The 18,046-nt window shown below is 51.3% G+C and carries 12 protein-coding genes; 6 read left to right on the forward strand and 6 right to left on the reverse strand.

The genetic code is table 11. From position 1 onward, the window contains the following. Positions 1-186 precede the first annotated feature (186 nt). From CX664_RS18380 to nagB, 5 genes are all read right to left on the reverse strand, one after another. Positions 187-1,413 (reverse strand): sterol desaturase family protein, encoded by a 1,227-nt coding sequence (locus CX664_RS18380; protein WP_101748135.1) that lies wholly within the window; start codon positions 1,411-1,413, stop codon positions 187-189. A 225-nt stretch (positions 1,414-1,638) separates the two neighbouring features. Next, the gene (locus tag CX664_RS18385; RefSeq protein WP_101748136.1) at positions 1,639-2,544 is read right to left on the reverse strand and encodes an ankyrin repeat domain-containing protein; all 906 of its coding nucleotides are present in this window, start codon (positions 2,542-2,544) and stop codon (positions 1,639-1,641) included. 605 nt (positions 2,545-3,149) lie between these two features. Then, a complete protein-coding gene (locus CX664_RS18390; protein WP_101748137.1) occupies positions 3,150-4,367 on the reverse strand; it encodes an ROK family transcriptional regulator in 1,218 nt (405 codons plus the stop codon). Beyond that, positions 4,364-5,554 (reverse strand): N-acetylglucosamine-6-phosphate deacetylase, encoded by a 1,191-nt coding sequence (nagA, locus tag CX664_RS18395; RefSeq protein ID WP_101748138.1) that lies wholly within the window; start codon positions 5,552-5,554, stop codon positions 4,364-4,366. Before nagA ends, CX664_RS18390 begins: the two co-directional genes overlap by 4 nt. Position 5,555: 1 nt before the next feature. Then, positions 5,556-6,356, reverse strand: coding sequence for a glucosamine-6-phosphate deaminase (gene nagB / locus CX664_RS18400; RefSeq protein WP_101748139.1), 801 nt, complete (start codon positions 6,354-6,356; stop codon positions 5,556-5,558). A gap of 242 nt (positions 6,357-6,598) precedes the next feature. Between nagB and nagE the strand changes: the two genes are divergently transcribed. From nagE to CX664_RS25845, 6 genes are all read left to right on the forward strand, one after another. Continuing rightward, positions 6,599-8,380 (forward strand): N-acetylglucosamine-specific PTS transporter subunit IIBC, encoded by a 1,782-nt coding sequence (nagE, locus tag CX664_RS18405; RefSeq protein ID WP_101748140.1) that lies wholly within the window; start codon positions 6,599-6,601, stop codon positions 8,378-8,380. Beyond that, a complete protein-coding gene (ptsP, locus tag CX664_RS18410; RefSeq protein ID WP_101748141.1) occupies positions 8,377-10,941 on the forward strand; it encodes a phosphoenolpyruvate--protein phosphotransferase in 2,565 nt (854 codons plus the stop codon). Before nagE ends, ptsP begins: the two co-directional genes overlap by 4 nt. Before the next feature lie 230 nt (positions 10,942-11,171). After that, entirely contained in the window at positions 11,172-13,664 is a 2,493-nt protein-coding gene (locus tag CX664_RS18415; protein ID WP_244910691.1) for a DMSO/selenate family reductase complex A subunit, read from the forward strand. A 21-nt stretch (positions 13,665-13,685) separates the two neighbouring features. Next, positions 13,686-14,321: a DMSO/selenate family reductase complex B subunit gene (locus CX664_RS18420; RefSeq protein WP_206679327.1), complete on the forward strand. Its 636-nt coding sequence runs from the start codon at positions 13,686-13,688 to the stop codon at positions 14,319-14,321. 2 nt (positions 14,322-14,323) lie between these two features. Then, on the forward strand, positions 14,324-15,172 hold the full coding sequence (locus CX664_RS18425) for a dimethyl sulfoxide reductase anchor subunit family protein (protein ID WP_101748142.1): 849 nt from the start codon (positions 14,324-14,326) through the stop codon (positions 15,170-15,172). Positions 15,173-15,563: 391 nt separating this feature from the next. Continuing rightward, positions 15,564-15,959: a hypothetical protein gene (locus CX664_RS25845; protein ID WP_146000134.1), complete on the forward strand. Its 396-nt coding sequence runs from the start codon at positions 15,564-15,566 to the stop codon at positions 15,957-15,959. Positions 15,960-17,038: 1,079 nt separating this feature from the next. Here CX664_RS25845 and CX664_RS27100 read toward each other — a convergent pair. Then, positions 17,039-17,467: an HNH endonuclease family protein gene (locus tag CX664_RS27100; RefSeq protein ID WP_206679326.1), complete on the reverse strand. Its 429-nt coding sequence runs from the start codon at positions 17,465-17,467 to the stop codon at positions 17,039-17,041. Between the last annotated feature and the right edge of the window lie 579 nt (positions 17,468-18,046).

The raw sequence follows: 18,046 nt of genomic DNA on the forward strand, positions 1-18,046 counted from the left end.
AAAGCTGGGCTTCAGTCGGGTCCGGGATCATAAGTAGTTAACCAAATGAAATCGTATTTTCTGACTAAGTGGACAGTCACTCTGCGGCGTTACAACTACGGTCACATAGCTACGGCTATGCTCCCTACGTTGTGCCTTGCATAGTAACTGCCCACTTAGCCAGAAAATACGATTCCATTCGGCCAACTACTTAGAATAGGTAGAAGGGCTGGCAATGCCACTGGTTTTCAGCACCAGCAGTGACATAACTCCGCTAACTAAAACAAACTGCCAGGTCCAGTCTGGCATCAGATCAATCCATATACCATTGGATACAACGATGGTTGCCCCGGTAAATACAAAGCGTATGGCTTCAATAACGATCAATCCGGTGAATTTTTCCAGCAACCAGCCAATACCGATCAGGTTCAGTGCAAGAACAAATGTCCAGAGTGCATTGAAGCCGTAAGGCGTGTTGTGGCTGATGGCTAACAATACCGTGGTTGCCAGCACAAGCATGGCAAAGTGGATCAGTGCATAGACTTTCAAGCCCATGCTGACGTCAGGGTTATAGTTCTTATAGCCGTGAATATCCGGCATCTTCATCGGTGAGGCGATGTCTGCAGGTCGATAGCCTGTGCGTCTGAACCAGAGTGTGAGTTTGTCTTTCCAGCTTTTGGTATTAAAGGCATCCCTGAACATCCCGGTATAAAGATGCAGGTTTGCCCACACCGGGTTCCAGCTTCTCAGAGGTGTTAGCGTGCCGTAGCGAATGGGCTCATAGTTTTCATCTTCTTCGATAAATGTGCCAAACAGTCGGTCCCAGATAATAAATACCCCGCCATAATTTTTATCCAGATACTTCCGGTTTTTGGCATGGTGCACCCGATGGTTTGAGGGGGTAACAAACAGCCGTTCAAACCAGCCAAGCTTTGGAATATGGCGGGTATGCACCCAATATTGATAAAGCAGATTCATCAGGCTTACCGTCAAAAAGACATAAGGTGGGATGCCAAGAATGGCCATGGGCACGTAGAACACCCATGAGAACAGAAAGCCGGTGCTGGTCTGGCGCAGAGCCGTGGTCAGATTGTATTCCTCACTCTGGTGATGCACCGAGTGGGCGGCCCAGAGCAGGTTGATTTCATGGCCTTTGCGATGATTCCAGTAATAGAAAAAATCCTGCAAGACAAACCCAAGGACCCATACCCAGAGGGCGTTGCTATCCAGTGACAGGAGCGCTGCATGATTATAAATAAGGGTATAAATACCCAGTTTGAAAATAACACCCGTGGTGACGTTAAGCATCCCCGTACTCAGGCTGTTTATGGCATCGTTAATTCGATAGTAATCCTTCTTGCGAATGATGGTGGCGATCACTTCAATAAGGATCATCAGCAAGAAGATTGGTATGGCGTACACAATCGGATTCATGGGGCGAGCCTGATTATTGTTGTTATAGGCTTGTTTTTAACATGAGTCCCAACGAAAAGCATGGTTTTTCATCAATTGAACACGTCTTATGCTGCCTGGATTTTAGATTGGAACCAGAATTAGCCTCTTGCTGGCAATTGACCGGTAGGACAATTACGGTTGTCTGAAATTTTAAACTTCCATTAAAGAATGCTTTCATCCAAAATCGTCGTAAACTATTTTTCCCTATAGAGCTGCAGCCGGTTCCTTTTCCTTTCCTGACTGCAGAGTTGCCGCCTTGCGTGACTGAATCGCTTTATTGATCAAGGCAGCAATATCCTTGTTGCCACGTTGGCCTGCTACCTGAAGGGGGGTATTCGATCTCCGGCATGTTCCCAGGACGCAGCCAACCTTTGCCTGTTCCGGGTCAGCACCGTGCTCCAGCAGCATCAACACAATAGGCCTGTATGGGGCCGAAGCTGCAACATAGAGCGGGGTCATCCCGTCTTTGTTGGCGGTATTCACCAGGGCATTGCCAAGCTCGGCTTTTTCTGAATCCGGCACTCCACTGATGACCGCCATTATGTGCTGGACAATCCTGACAAATCCACCATTTGCAGCAATTAATAGCGGAGTAGCACCATGAGCGTCAGTGGCATTCACCACCTGCCTGGCTACCTTGCTCCGCTCTGATTCCGGTACCGCTGAAACAGACTCCAGCAGTAACTGTATGATCCTGCTATTGCCCATGCGGGCAGCCAGATGGAGCGGCTGCCTCTCGCCCTTGCCCTTGCTCTGCTTTTCAGGGGCCAGCACCTCAATCATGGTATCGGCTCTTTTGGCCTCCGGCGAGGATTCCAGGACCTGCAGGAAGCAGGATACCATTCGGTCATCGCCTCTTATGATCGCTTCACACAGTGGGGTTTGGCCATTTTTGTGGGCAGCATTCATGACTGCCACCAGGGCCCGGGGAATATCTGCCTCAGGCAATGCCAGCAAGTAGTTCAGGAAAGTTGCCAAGATCCACTCATGGGCATTCTGAGTGGCAAGATAAAACGGGGTCACGCCATCTTTTTTATGGCGGTGTGTCATGAGCATGATGGCGACATCTGCCTTTTCTGCCTCCGGTACATCCTGCAAGGCGGTATTCAACAGGCATTTTCATAACTATGAACCTGGTGGCATGGATGAAATGGATAAAGAACGTTTGCAACTCATAGTATGGTCAGTAGCTGGTTTATTATTGGAGTTTTATCAAATTGCTATTTAGCTGAATTCATTATTCTTTTAGCTATTAATACAATTGCTTTATCGAGTCCTGCAATGGAGACTTTGTGAGGGCCAGGTGAGGCACCTGATATCCAATGTTGCAGAGTTGCATTGCGTTAATATCCTCCATTGTTTATCAACAGCAACTGACAACAACCTGCTAAAGTAAGTTCGATCATTTGAAAAATTGAGTGGAATGATCCAAATGGCAGATATTTAATTATGGAAGCCCTGAACTCTCCCGGCTTTGCAGGTGACTACATTGGTGGCCAGCGACGGTTTTGTTCGATGCACTGATTGTTGGCTTTAACAGCCAGCTGTCTTTCCTGACAGCATCGCAAAACCATGTACCAGCCGGTACAGGGTTTGAATGTAATTGATGGGTTCCTTTTATCAATGGCATCCAAACTCCGTTCGTCCTGAGGAGTCGAAGGGCGTTAGCTCCGTACCCTGAATAAAGACTGTGCCAATCACCCTTCCCCGCTTTCTTACTGGATAAGTTGCAACAGTAGCCCTTCTTCCAGAAGCGCCCTTCTTACCAGGGTAAACCCGCCATACCATGGGCTGTCATAAAGCGTTGAGTAAACGACGCTGGTTTGAAGATTTTCATTGATTGAAACCGTCTGTGTTTTCAGACAGTGTTTGATCACCGGGTGGATAATCGTGGCAGCGGCACAGATCTCACCGGCAAGCACCACTGTGTCCGGTCGCAGCAGGTTGACACTCATGGCTATTGCCCTGCCAAGGTTACCAGCGGCTTCTTTCAGTAGATCATTTGCCAGCTGATCGCCCTCGTTCGCAGCGTGACAGATTGCCAGGATATCCGCCTTTTTGGTCTGGCTCTTATTTAACAGACTGGGAACACCCGACGCCAGCAGCTTATGACAGCGCTTTTCTATGGCCGGATTACAGACCAGGGTTTCCAGACAGCCAAAGTTACCGCAGTAACATCGTTCTCCCAGCGGATCGATCTGAATATGGCCAATCTCGCCAACGGCCAGGGTGCTGCCTTCATAGAGCTTATCGTCCAGAATCATACCGGCTCCCACCCCGTTATGGACGCTGACAAAGAGGCTGTTTTTAAATCCACGGCTGACACCAAAGTGGTGCTCGGCCAGCGCCATGGACGAAATAAAGTTGTTGATAAAGCAGGGAATCCCTAATGCGTCAGACACCTGCTCTGCCAAAGGGAGATTGCTGACAGACAGGTGGGGCATGAAAGTAATAATTCCTTTGGCTGAATTAACCAGGCCCGGTGTTGTTATGCCAACACCGGCCAGACAACGAATATGCTTCTTATGGGTTTTGAGGAATTTTCTCAGCGAGGCAATCAGCTGTTTGGTAAATTCAACCTGACTCAAAGGCTGAATCGGCTCTGAGTATTCAGCCAGCAGCTTGCCTGACAGGTCACACAACCCCAGGTGGAGTTTGGTTCTGCCTGCCCTTGCTGCAAGAATCTGGATCTGGCCCTGCCGGGGAGCCAGCGATGTGGCCCGACGCCCCCGTTCAGAGGTCTGCTGTTCCTGTTCAACAATCAGGCCTGCTTCCATCAGTTGTCGGGTGATACGGGTCACGCTACCGGCAGCCAGACGACATTGTCTGGCTATCTGGATTCTTGAGATGGAGCCATGATCAACAATCGCTTGGTAAACCGCAGAAATGTTCCGCTCTTTTACGAAGTCCAGATTGGCAATTACTGTCGTCATTTTTGTAGTTTCAGCTCGCCACCGCTTACCGTACCCAGCAGGGTAAAGTTGTCATCGAAAATGGCAAGGTTGGCAAACTGCCCAACCGCAATGCTGCCCATCTGACTGTCAACATGAATGGCTTTTGCTGCATTGACGGTAGCCATGCGAATCACCGCCTGAGGCTCAATCCCTGCCCGAATGCTATTGGCGACCGCTGCAATCATAGTGAGTGCGGATCCGGCCAGGGTGCCATCCGCATTGGAGCACTTGCCATCCTGGTGGTAGATGGTTTGTCCGGCGAAGACAAAGGTGGCCATATCCGTACCGGTCGGCGTGGTTGCATCGGTCACCAGCACCAGACGGTCCTGCATCAGACGATGGGCGATACGCAGGTTTTCCCAGGACAGGTGAAGACCGTCAGCAATGATACCGGCACCCATAGCATGGCTGTCAAAGACGGCACCTACCACACCAGGCTCGCGGCTGCCCAGGGGGCTCATGGCGTTATGCAGATGAGTGGCAAAGGTTGCCCCCGCCTGTTCTGCCGCTTTAGCCTGCTCACAGGTGGCATTGGTGTGGCCGATGGACACAACAATGCCCGCTTTACTCAGCGTTTCAATGGTGCCTTCAGGGCAGATTTCCGGTGCCAGTGTCACCATGGCAATGACGTCGGCATTGTCACAGAAAAAGTCGATCATTGCGCAGGATGGCCCACGGATGAAGTCCGGATCATGAATGCCTTTGCGCTGAGGATTCAGGTAAGGACCTTCCAGATGGATGCCGGGTACACGATCCGGATGCCTGGCCATGTATTCACGGGTGACCTTAACCGCTTGTCGTATATCCTCATCACTGGTGGTAATCAGCGTAGGCAGAAATGCCGTACAACCTGAGCGGAGGTTGGTCACGTGCATGATATCGAGCGTATTGATGGAGATATCACTGTTAAAAAGAACACCACCACAGCCGTTTAATTGCAGGTCGATAAAACCAGGACTTAACGTAAGACCGCCGAGGTCTATTTTTTTCAGGCTATCGGCACCCTGATGATCACCGGCAATATCCTCTGCCTTGCCAATGGCCGAAATTCGGCCATTCTCTATAATGATGGTATCAAACGACGACTGCTCCGGGTCACCGGATAACGGTTTGAAATTAACCAGTGCGTAACTCTTTTCCGGGCTGATGACCAGATCCGCAGACATATCAAAAGTCCTTGATGTTTTCAGACTCAATATCCTGGAAGTAGCGCAGAGTGCGAACTTTCAGATCCAGGGTGGCAGGGTCATCACAGATCATCATCGCTTTTGGATGAAGCTGCAGGGCAGATATTGTCCACATATGGTTTACTGACCCTTCAACCGTGGCCTGAACCGCACGGGATTTATCAGAACCAGTGGCCAGAATCATCAGCTCACGGGAGTCCAGAACCGTTCCGACACCCACGGTAAGCGCCAGTTTTGGTACCTGGCTGATGTCCTGATCAAAGAAGCGCGCGTTGGCTTCACGGGTTTCCGTGGTCAGCGTCTTCAGGCGGGTCCGGGAGGACAGTGAAGAACCGGGTTCATTAAATGCGATGTGCCCATCGTGTCCGACACCACCCATAAACAGCTCAATGCCGCCATAATTTTTAATCGCTGTTTCATAATGCAGGCATTCGGCTTCCAGATTTTCTGCGTTACCGTCCAGAAAGTTAATGTTTGCTGCCGGGATATCCACATGATCAAAGAAGTGGCGGTGCATGAACATTCGGTAACATTCCGGGTGATCGGCAGGCAGGCCAACGTATTCGTCCATGTTGAAGGTAACAACATGGGCAAAGCTGACTTCTCCCTCCCTGTGCAGGCGAACCAGTTCCTGATACGTCGGGATGGGTGTGCCGCCGGTTGGCAGGCCAAGAACAAAGGGGCGTTCAGGGGTCGGATTAAATGCCTTGATCCGGCTGACAATGTATCGAGCAGCCCAACGACCAACGGCTGGCTTGTCTTTCAGAGGTATAAAGCGCATGTCGTAAACTCCAGTCTTCGCTAATCTGCTCAGGGTGATGTTATGCATCATAGTCTATTTATTTTTTGATGGAAAATAAAGGCGGTTGGCAATGTGCTCAACGGGTAGAAAATGTCTTTAAGTGATGATCTGAGTCAATGTATTCGCTTTTTTATTTTTCTTTGAAAAATAAATCAGTAAAATTCCGCGCCACACAGAACGAGACACACTCTCACTATAAAGAATTAAATGGTTGATCAATCATGAACATTTTGGGTTACTTGCAGAAACTCGGTAAGGCACTGATGCTGCCTATTGCCGTTCTACCTGTCGCAGCTTTGCTGCTGCGTCTGGGCCAGCCTGATTTGCTGGATATTCCCTTTATGGCGCAGGCGGGTAACGCGATTTTCAGCAATCTGGCGCTGCTGTTCGCCATGGGTATCGCCCTGGGCCTGGCGGTAGACGGCGCTGGTGCAGCAGCGATCGCGGGTGCTGTTGGCTTTTTTATTCTGAAAGCCACAACGGCAACCATTAATCCTGACATCGATATGTCCTTCTTCGGCGGTATCATCAGCGGTATCGTTGCCGGTCATTCCTATAACCGCTTTCATGGAGTGCCGCTGCCGACTTATCTTGGCTTTTTCGGTGGACAACGTTTAGTACCCATCATGACGGGGCTGTTCATGCTGGCGATCGGCTGGGCCTGTGGTCATATCTGGCCTGCTATTCAAAATGGTATTGATGCTTTTGGTCACGGTGTGGCCGGCTCTGGTGCGGTTGGTCAGTTTGTTTACGGTACCCTGAACCGTGGCCTGATTCCTTTCGGCCTGCATCACGTTCTGAACTCGTATTTCTGGTTTGGTCTGGGTGACTTCACCAACGCTGCCGGTGAGGTGGTCAACGGTGACCTGCATCGCTTCTTTGCCGGTGATCCGACGGCCGGGGTGTTTATGACCGGTTTCTTCCCGGTGATGATGTTTGGTCTGCCGACAGCGGCCCTGGCCATGTACCTGACGGCAGACAAGAGCCGTCGTGCACAGGTTGGCGGTGTGCTGTTCTCGGTTGCCCTGACGGCATTCCTGACCGGTATTACCGAGCCTCTGGAATTCATGTTCATGTTCCTGGCTCCCGGCCTGTATGCCGCTCACGCAGTGCTGACCGGTGCTTCCCTGGTAGTGACCAATGCCATGGGCGTTCTGACTGGCTTTGGCTTTTCCGCTGGTCTGTTTGACATGGTGCTAAACTGGGGTCTGGCAACGAAGCCATGGACTCTGGTGGTTATTGGCCTGGTATTCGCTGTCATCTATTTCTGCGTTTTCTACTTCGCCATCAAGATGTTTAACCTGAAAACACCGGGTCGTGAAGACGACGACGGTTCTTCAATTGAGAGTGCTGCAGATATAAACAAGCAGGGTATGGGCGACAACGCTTACCAGGCTCGTCAGTTTACCAAAGCGATTGGTGGTCTGGATAACGTCACCAATATCGACGCCTGCATTACCCGCCTGCGCCTGACCCTGAAAGACCCTTCTGTGGCTGACGAGCGTGTGATCAAGGCACTGGGTGCCAGCGGTATGATCCGTGTCGGTGATAAGAGCCTGCAGATTATTCTGGGTCCACAGGCAGAAATCATTGCCGGTGAGATGAAGAAAATTGCGGCTACTGAAGATCTGGGTGCTATCCACTTGCCAGGTCAGGTTCAGCCGGTAGCGGCGGCTGTTTCTCCGGAGGCTGCTTCGGAGACAGTGAAAGAAGACGTGGAAGTAAAAGATACTGCTCTGTTCGCCCGTCAGTGCCTGAAAGTGCTGGGTGGCCACCAGAACGTGACTCAGATTGATGCCTGCGTCACTCGCTTGCGTCTGACGCTGAAAGATACTGCCAGCGTCAGTGATGACCGTATTAAGGCGCTGGGGGCCGCGGCGGTGGTTCGTGTGGGTGACAAGAACCTGCAAATCGTCGTCGGTCCCCAGGCTGAAATAATTGCTGATGAAATGAAAAAGATCCCGGTGACGGATGATCTTGCCAATGTTGAGGTTTCTGCATGACGCTCTCCCATCAAGATGTCAAAAAAGAGGGCAAACCTTGCCAACTGTCACTGGTTGCGCCTCTGTCCGGAATGCTGTTATCCATCGAGGAATCCACTGACCCGGTATTTGCTGGTCGGCTGATCGGTGACGGTATTGTGATCAACCCGACGGACTCTGTGGTACTGGCACCGTGCACCGGTACCATCAGCCAGCTCCATGACGCCAGACATGCCGTGGCTATCAAGACAGATTCCGGTGTGGAAGTGTTGATCCATGTGGGCATCGATACGGTTGTTCTGCGTGGTGAAGGCTTTGAGACCAACGTCAAAATAGGCGACAAAGTATCTGTTGGTCAGCAGCTGCTGTCGTTTGATCCTGAGTTTGTCGGAGCCAGGGCGGCCAGCCTGCAAACCGCGATTATGATCACCACCGGGGAAACCGGTGTGGTGGTAAATCCCCGTACCGAAGTAACAGCGGGGCAGGATAGCGTATTTGCCATTGGGGCTGAGCCTGAAAAGGAGATGTCCACCGAAAGCAAATACAGCCGTCAGGACAGCATTACCCTGACAGACGATTTTGTGCTGATGAACCCACTGGGTCTTCATGCCCGTCCTTCTGCCACTCTGATTCAGATTATCAAACGCTTCAATTCTGATGTGATGATTCTGAACAAAGACACTGGCAAAGAGTGCAAGGCCAACAGTCTGACTGCTCTGATGGGGCTGCAGACGGTACTGGGTTCTAACCTGCAAATCACCGTCACCGGCCCTGATGCCAAAGAAGCGATGGCAGCCATTCTGGATGGTTTCCGCAGTGGTTTAGGTGAAGCTGTTGCCGACGTGCTGCCGGGCGCTGATGAAGCCATGGAAGAAGAAGCGCCACTGCTTGGACCGGTAGAAGGCTCCGATGGTCGTTTACCCGGCGTTAAAGCGGCACCGGGTATGGCTATTGGCAAGCTGCACCATCTGGTTCATGAACTGCCCAGCTACCCGGAAGAGGGTGTTGGTGTCAGCGATGAACTGGGTCAGCTGGGCTACGGTATCCAGAAAGCCCGGGAGTCCCTGCAGCAGCTGGTGACCAAAATGGAAGCGGATCATGTAGGTGGTCATGCGGAAGTATTTGTTGCCCATCAGCAGTTACTGGAAGACCCGGCGATCAGTGACCGTGCCCGTGAACTGATTGAAGCAGGCAAGAGCGCCATGTGGGCATGGCATCGAAGTTTTCTGGCCGAAGCGGATGAAATGCGCAAGCTGGATAACCCGCTGCTGGCGGCCCGGGCCATCGATGTAGAAGACGTTGGTCTTCGGGTTCTGCGCTACCTGATGGGCGTTGAAGGCGGCACCGATCAGCTGCCGGAAAACACCATTCTCTGTCTGGAAGACATTACGCCTTCCGAAGTGGTGACTCTGGATCGCCAGCGCGTGATTGGTATCGTGACCCTGCACGGCGGCGCGACTTCCCATGCGGCGATTCTGGCCGGTTCCCTGGGTATTCCTTACCTGGTCAACGTACCGGGCAGTGTTCGTCAGTATGAGAACGGTACCGATGTTATCCTGAACACCAACAAGGCTTACATGCTGGTTAATCCTACTCAGGAAGAGATCGACAGAACCGTTGCCCGCCAGGAACGTGCGGCGGCCGAACATGCGGCAGCGTTGAAAGTGGCTGACCAGCCTGCGGTGACTCTGGATGGCCATCATGTTGAGATCGCTGCCAATATTGCCAACCAGGACGATGCGGAAAAAGCGGTCAAAATGGGTGCTGAAGCGGTAGGTCTGCTGCGTTCCGAGTTCCTCTATATGGAACGTGCAACCGAACCCACCATGGATGAGCAGGTAAAAGCCTACGAAGGTATTCTGGACGCTATGGGTAAAGATCGTCCGGTCATTATCCGTACTCTGGACGTCGGTGGTGACAAGCCTCTGGCTTATCTGCCACTGCCAAGAGAGGAGAACCCGTTCCTGGGTGAACGTGGCGTGCGTATCGGTATTAACCGTCCCGCCATGCTGCGCAAGCAGGTTCGTGCGATTCTGAAGGCGGCTCATGCCGGTCATGCCCGTATCATGTTCCCGATGATCAGCTCCCTGGATGAATTCCGTGCCGTGAAAAAACTGGTGCTGGAAGAGCAGGAAACGACAGGCGTCACCGTTGAAGTGGGTATTATGATTGAAGTGCCGTCCGCTGCGCTGCTGGCCGATCATTTCGCCAAAGAAGTGGACTTCTTCTCTATCGGTACCAATGACCTGACTCAGTACACCCTGGCCGTTGACCGTGGCCATCCAAAACTGGCGGCACGTGTCGATGGTCTTCACCCGGCAGTATTGCGCCTGATCGATATGACGGTGAAAGCAGCCAACAAAGAAGGCAAGTGGACGGGTATCTGTGGCAGCCTGGCCAGTGACCCGAATGCGGTGCCTATTCTGGTCGGTCTGGGCGTTCAGGAACTGTCCATCAGTGTCCCGGCAATCCCGGTGGTTAAGGCCCGTGTTCGCAGCCTGAACTATAAGCACTGCCAGAGCCTGGCCCGTGAAGCGCTGACTCTGGATTCAGTAGAAGACGTAAGACGTTTGACTGCCTGATTGCAGACGATCGTCTATCTGACAGCCCCCTGGTTTTGGCCATGGGGCTTTTTTATTGCTGTCTGAAATATGTAGTTTTCCTGAGATAGTACGTAGTTGTACTTTAAATCACAGGGTCTTGATTCAGGTCATCTGTCGGTTAATTACTGCCCAATTATCATGCCTACCATTTGGTTGGCGGCACTTTTTGTTCACACCTTTATCTCTTCAGGGAAAGCAGAATCTGATAATTGTCTGAGCAATCTGTGATCACGACCAGTATTTATGATGGGTTGGCGATATCAATGAAAGAAATTGTGGATAAAGTACTGGCTTCCACGGTGAAGCGAAGAACGTTTATGAAGTGGGGAACCGCTGCGGGCAGTGCGGCAGTGGTCGCTGCGCACACACTGCCTGTGAAAGCTTCTGCGACAGAGGCCAAACCTGCGGTTGAAGAGATCAAGTCAGTCTGGTCTGCCTGCACGGTCAACTGTGGCTCCCGCTGTGCACTGCGTCATCAGGTAAAAGACGGTGTGATCATTCATACCGAAACCGATAACACCGGTGACGATACCTATGGTGACCACCAGGTTCGCGCCTGTCTTCGTGGCCGTTCCTTCCGCAAGCGCGTCTACAACCCTGACCGTCTGAAATACCCAATGAAGCGTGTCGGTAAGCGTGGTGAAGGTCGATTTGAGCGCATCAGCTGGGATGAAGCGTTTGACACCATCGCTGATAACCTGAAGCGCATCAAAAAAGAGTATGGCAATGAAGCCATCTATCTCAACTATTGTACTGGTACGCTGGGAGGCACGGTTTCCAAATCCTGGCCGCCAGCCGCCACACCGATCGCCCGTCTGATGAACTGCTGGGGCGGTTATCTTAACCACTATGGTGATTACAGCACGGCCCAGATTGCCGTGAGTTTACCGTATTTGTACGGCGGTAGCTGGGTAGATAATAACTGTACGTCAGATGTTGTGAATACCAGGCTGGTGGTCAATTTTGGCAACAACCCGGCGGAAACCCGTATGAGTGGCGCCGGTATTGTTTATCAGCTGTCCGAAGCCCGACAACGCAGTAACGCACGTATGATCACCTTTGATCCGCGCATGACCGATACGGTCCTGGGTGCCAATGATGAGTGGGTTCCGCTGCGACCGGGTACCGATGCCGCACTGGTAGCCGGTATGGCATGGGTGATGATTACCGAAGACCTGGTGGATAATGAATTCCTGGGCAAGTACACCATCGGCTACGATGAAAACTCACTGCCTGCCAGCGCACCGAAAGGCGCTTCCTGGAAATCCTATATTCTGGGCAAAGGCGATGATGGTGTTGCAAAGACCCCGCAATGGGCGGCAAAAATAACCGGTGTCCCGGCAGACACCATCATCCGTCTGGCCCGTGAAATTGCCATGACCAAACCCTGCAACATTATGCAGGGCTGGGGTCTGCAGCGCACCGCCAATGGTGAGCAGGCCAGTCGGGCTATCTGCATGCTGGCGGTGATGACCGGTAATGTGGGTATTCCCGGTGGTGGTACCGGTGCCCGTGAAGGCAGCTACTCCATGCCCTTTGCGGTCTTTCCGACACTGACCAACCCGGTATCAACGTCCATTCCCATGTTCCTCTGGACGGATGCCATTTACCGTCATGATGAAATGACCGCGTTGACCGCAGGTATTCGTGGTGCAGAAAAGTTGACTCAGCCCATCAAGTTCATCTGGAACTATGCGGGTAACTGCATCATCAACCAGCATGCGGACACCAATCGCACCCATGACATTCTCCAGGATGACAGCCAGTGTGAAATGATTGTGGTCATCGACAACCACATGACGCCCAGTGCCCGCTATGCGGATATTCTGCTGCCGGATTTGACTGCGGCTGAGCAACCGGATTTCGCGCCTAACGGGTACTGCGGAAATATGGGTTACACCATTTTCTGTGATACTGCGGTTGAGCCGTTGTATGAATGCCGTTCGGTCTACGACATGTGTACAGGTATTGCCAAACGCCTTGGGGTAGAAGCGCAGTTCACCGAAGGTCGGGACCAGGAAGCCTGGTTGCGTCATATTTATGCAGAATCCCAGAGGATGAACCCGACACTGGTGGACCTGGACTTTGCAACCTTCCGTGAGCAGGGCATTGTCAAGCAGAAGAACCCCGGTGAACCCCATGTTCAATTCCGTGAGTTCCGGGAAAGCCCTGAAAAGCATCCACTGGATACCCCCTCCGGTAAAATTGAGATCTATTCTGAACGTCTGGCGAATATTGCCTCCAGCTGGACGTTGGGGGAGAGCGATACTATTCGGGCACTGCCTGAATACGTCTCTTCCTGGGAAGGGCATGAGGCAGACCATGCGCAGCAGTATCCGCTGCAGATGTTTGGTTTCCACTTTAAAGCCCGTACTCACTCCACTTATGGCAACGTCGATGTGCTGCGGGAAACCAACCGGCAGGAAGTGTGGATCAACCCGGTTGATGCCCACAAGCGCAAGATAAAAGACGGTGACATGCTGAAGGTCTGGAATGACCGTGGCGAGATCCGTGTTGCTGCGAAAGTGACTGAGCGCATTATGCCCGGCGTGGTCGCCATGGGGCAGGGCAGCTGGTACGCACCAGACCGCAGTGGCGTGGACCGGGGCGCGTGTATGAATACGCTGACCACCCAGCGCCCATCGCCACTGGCCAAGGGCAATCCCCAGCACAGCAACCTGGTTAACATTGCCAGGGCATAACAGGACAGGAATTAAAGTTCGATGAAACAACCCTCAATAAAACAATTGGGATTTTATGTCGACACGGCCAAGTGTACGGGCTGCAAAACCTGTCAATTGTCGTGCAAAGATGAGAATGACCTGAAAGTCGGCGTGAACTGGCGCCGGGTCTATGAATACGGCGGTGGTAGCTGGCTTCAGAACCAGGACGGCACCTACGCCCAGAACGTGTTTGCCTATTACACCTCCATCAGCTGTAACCACTGTGCCAAGCCAGCCTGTACCAGGGCTTGCCCAACCGGTGCCATGCATAAGCGTGACCAGGACGGCCTGGTGCTGGTTAACGCCGACGTCTGTGTTGGCTGTCGTTACTGTGAAATGGCCTGCCCCTACGGCGCACCGCAGTTTGATGCCGAGAAGAAAGTCATGACCAAGTGTGATGGTTGTTTCGACCGGGTTGAGCAGGGCAAGCAGCCGATCTGTATCGAATCCTGCCCGCTACGTGCCCTGGATTTTGGTCCGATTGATGAGCTGCGTGCCAAATACGGCACGGAAGCGGATATTGCGCCACTGCCGGACTCCTCTCTGACTGAGCCATCGCTGGTAATGAAGGCGAGCCGTCATGCCAAACCTTCCGGCGACAAGACCGGACGCATTATGAACACACGGGAGGTATAACCATGCATGAGTTGCCACTGGTATTTTTTACGGTGCTGGCACAGGGCACCGTTGGCCTGTTCCTGGTACTGGCCTGCCTGCTGATGGTGAACAGTGATACTAAGCGTCAGCAGTTGTTGAATAAACTGCTGATGGTGGTTCTGGTGCTGCTGGGTATCTCCGGCGCTGCGGCCATGACTCACCTGGGTCAGCCATTGCGTGCCATGAATGTTATTTTTGGTCTGAAACATCTGTCGGCACTGAGTGTTGAGATCATCACCACTTCGCTGTTTGGTGGTGCTGTTTTCACTTATGTGGCCATGGTGCACTTCGGTATCCTGGCCAAGTTGCAGAAGCTGGTTCTGGCGGGAGCCATGGTATTGGGCGTGCTGTTACTGCTGGCCATTGCCAATGTGTACACCCTGGCCACGGTGCCCGCCTGGAACAGCGGCTGGACCATCTTCCAGTTTGTTATGACCGCTTTTGTGGTGGGTATCCCGGCGGCGGCGCTGATGCTGAGAAGTCAGTCGGCCACTTTGGGTGCTTTCCAGAAAAACGCTGATCGTGCACTGGCCACTCTGGGCTTTATCACTCTGGGTCTGGTGCTGGTGGGTTACCCGCTGTACCTGTTCTGGCTGGGTCAGGTTGACCTGCCTGCTAACCCGCTGGGTCTGTTTGACTACCACGGTCGTCTGATGCTGGCCCGTCTCGTTCTGCTGTTTGCCGGTCTGGGCGTTTGGGTGATGGCTGCCACTCGTGGTAATAACTCAGCGGCAGGTCTGGCAGGGGTGAGTACCGTCCTGGTGCTCACGGCTGAACTGTGTGGTCGTATCTTCTTCTATGACCTGCATATGTTTGCCAGTGGCATGTAAATAAGTACAAAGTTCCTCCTTCATAAATGAAAGGAGGAACTATTCAAAAACTCCGGACGCATGAACGCACAATAACTATTACCAGCTTCGCCTGATCAGGCCGTGGTCATAGCTACCCAGAATAGTCAGGAAGAAGACGCCCATATTTCACTGGAAGAAACAGGGGCTAATTTTGGCACTATCGTAATAAAAAGCACGAAAATCACAAGGTTTTTGCAATATTTACTTTTCGTCTTTTCTTGGTGTTTTGGTTGATTTAGTACTTTCGTATTATTTTTTTGTGGGGCAGGGTAATTAATTTACACCTTAAGAACAGTTGTTGAAACTTTTTAGTAAAAATGAAGTCTATGAAAGTGGAATATTCCGATAAACTTTTATAGAGGTAATTTTTATGGATGTATCATGCTCAACTGCTAAAAGTTTTTTCTGTCCCCCCGGCACTGAAAAACCATACGTATTTTCTTGCATGGCATGTGCAATGGAAGGTTATATTCTTGGTGGGCTTTGTACCTGTGCTAAGGTGTCAAAAACTTTCGCTTATTTTTGTCTCGGCGCTTCTGGGGGCACGGCAGCAGGAGGTGCAGCAGGCCTTGCTGTAATGGGTGGAGTCGTTACCTGTTGCCATTTAGCAGAACGTGAAATCGCTCCCCTATCTTCCATTGACCCCAAGGTGATCACACAACAGCCCGGTTCGCCCTTGATTATCTCTCATGCTCCTGAAGTAACTGTCGTACCGACAGAAATTCAAGGTGAAGTTGGATCCATCAATAACGAAACCGTGTTATGACCCCCACCCCGGGAATTCCAGCACCATGCACCATGATCTCTGAGTTTCATCGGGTATGGCGGTGGTGACCCGAGTCGGCAGTTATCCCCTGCGGGTGCGCATGGGAACCGACCTTCGTGAAGTGTTGTTCAGGGTTTTCGACAATCTCATTTACCTACAGGTAGCTAAGCCGACAGATAAATAGCATGAATTATCCGTGGCATTTCTGCTCTTCTAATTAATTCCCCGAGCTTCCGTTGCTCTTAATCCGACAGCCTCCAAGCCACGCGAGTGAATATGATGAGATGCTGGCAGCCTCTTCGTGGTATTGCGGTGCTTGTAGTACTATCTTATAGGAATTACGGTTACAGCGTAGGGAATTAATTTACAGATTAAGATAATTTGCAGAAACTTTTTAGAAAAAATGAAGTCTTAAAAGTGGAATATTCTGATAAATTTCTAAAAAGGTAACAAATATGAACGCTTTAGGCTCATGTACTGCTACTAAAGATTGCTTATGCCCCCCCGGCGCTCACGTTAACTACAAACTTTGTGGTGCGTCAGGTGTAATGATAGGTGGTGTTTTTGGCATGCTTTGTTCATGTTGTACAAAACCTATCGAGGTAAGTACTCTCATCTCTTTGGGAAGCGCGGCAGCAGGAGGTGCTTCAGGTCTTGCATTAATAGCTGCAGGCACGTCCTGTTATCACTTGATTCGGAACGATGATACCGTTCGTCAACCTTCCATTGGCTCAAGACTAATCACACAACAGCCCGGGATGCCCTCGATTATCTCTCATGCCCCTGTAATAACTGTCAAATTGACAGAAATTTCAGGTAAAAAGGGACCAACCATTAAAATAACCGTGTGATGCCCCCCGGGAATTGCCAGTACCATGCACCTGCAAACTAACCGCCATGGACCATGATCTCTGGGTTACACAGGGTATGGCGGTGAGGGACACGAGTCGGCTTTTATGCCCTGTGGATGTACATGGAAACCGACCTTTGGGGAGTGTTGTTCAGGATTTTACGACAATCCCACTTACCCACAGGGAGTTAAGCGATGGTGAGAATTAACGACAAATATATTGTATAAGTTATCCACGGCACTTCTGCTCTTCTAATTCCCTGAACTTCTGTTGCTCATAGTCCGACAGCACAAGACCATAGCTTTTTACCACACGAGTGAATCTGACAACATACTGGCAGTGGAAGGACTTCGAAGGTGGTAACCACTCAAGGACACCTGATGCCCCTTTTTGGCGGTTGACACTGGCCTGGACGGCAAAAAGGTTCACTTCATCATTGGCAAACTGCACTCTTTTTGCCTTCGACCACTGATCAGCCCCACGATCCCACGCCCATCTCAGAGGCACTAAATGGTCGATATCAACCTGGCGAGCTTCATAAAACGTCTTTCCAGTGTAGGGATCAAGCCATCTGCCCCGATATACGGCGCACTGGTTACCGGCGGTATCTATCGCGCTGGTACTCTGCTTCATCAGAAGCTCGTGGCGAGTGTTCATACAGTCCCTGTCTTCATCAGCCCAATCACCAAAATATGAACGGTCATATCTTGCCGGACTTTGACGGTACGTTGTCGCATTCGACTTTTTCAGGCCTGATCCTTTAGGAAGTCTGCCGCCGGAACTGAGGCAATCATTGAGAGAGTAGAAGGCAGTATAGTTTTTTGTTCTCTCATAGCTAGAGCTGGAGATATCGTGACAGATGCCTGACTTGCTCTTTTTTACCAGTTCTGCACTATTTACAGAGGCACTCAAGAGTGCCAGAAACGTTATCAGGAGGTGCTTCATCGAGCAATTAACACAGGATTGAATATTAGACGACAAAATACATCAAAAGGACTATTGAATAAATACCCCTATTATATGCTACCGGCTCAGGGGAGCGTTGGCTTGTTCCCGCTACTGGCCTGCCTGCTCCCGCTGGACCTGTTTGACTGAAATGGTCGTCTGGTCTGGTTTGTCTACAGAGTCAAACTCGGATAAATATAATTTTTTAAGCAGGGACGCTGGAAAGCTATAATGGCGTAGCGGGAAAGAAAATAAAAGCGACGTTTGTAGTATTACTATATGACCATTTCC

It is taken from the genome of Endozoicomonas acroporae (assembly GCF_002864045.1).
Taxonomy (GTDB): Bacteria; Pseudomonadota; Gammaproteobacteria; order Pseudomonadales; family Endozoicomonadaceae; genus Endozoicomonas; species Endozoicomonas acroporae.

Bases quoted from the DNA above. Each gene is read 5' to 3' on its own strand.
- CX664_RS18380 (WP_101748135.1), bottom strand. From the start codon at position 1,413: ATGAATCCGATTGTGTACGCCATACCAATCTTCTTGCTGATGATCCTT.
- CX664_RS18390 (WP_101748137.1), bottom strand. From the start codon at position 4,367: ATGACGACAGTAATTGCCAATCTGGACTTCGTAAAAGAGCGGAACATT.
- nagA (WP_101748138.1), bottom strand. From the start codon at position 5,554: ATGTCTGCGGATCTGGTCATCAGCCCGGAAAAGAGTTACGCACTGGTT.
- nagB (WP_101748139.1), bottom strand. From the start codon at position 6,356: ATGCGCTTTATACCTCTGAAAGACAAGCCAGCCGTTGGTCGTTGGGCT.
- nagE (WP_101748140.1), top strand. From the start codon at position 6,599: ATGAACATTTTGGGTTACTTGCAGAAACTCGGTAAGGCACTGATGCTG.
- ptsP (WP_101748141.1), top strand. From the start codon at position 8,377: ATGACGCTCTCCCATCAAGATGTCAAAAAAGAGGGCAAACCTTGCCAA.
- CX664_RS18420 (WP_206679327.1), top strand. From the start codon at position 13,686: ATGAAACAACCCTCAATAAAACAATTGGGATTTTATGTCGACACGGCC.
- CX664_RS18425 (WP_101748142.1), top strand. From the start codon at position 14,324: ATGCATGAGTTGCCACTGGTATTTTTTACGGTGCTGGCACAGGGCACC.
- CX664_RS25845 (WP_146000134.1), top strand. From the start codon at position 15,564: ATGGATGTATCATGCTCAACTGCTAAAAGTTTTTTCTGTCCCCCCGGC.
- CX664_RS27100 (WP_206679326.1), bottom strand. From the start codon at position 17,467: ATGAACACTCGCCACGAGCTTCTGATGAAGCAGAGTACCAGCGCGATA.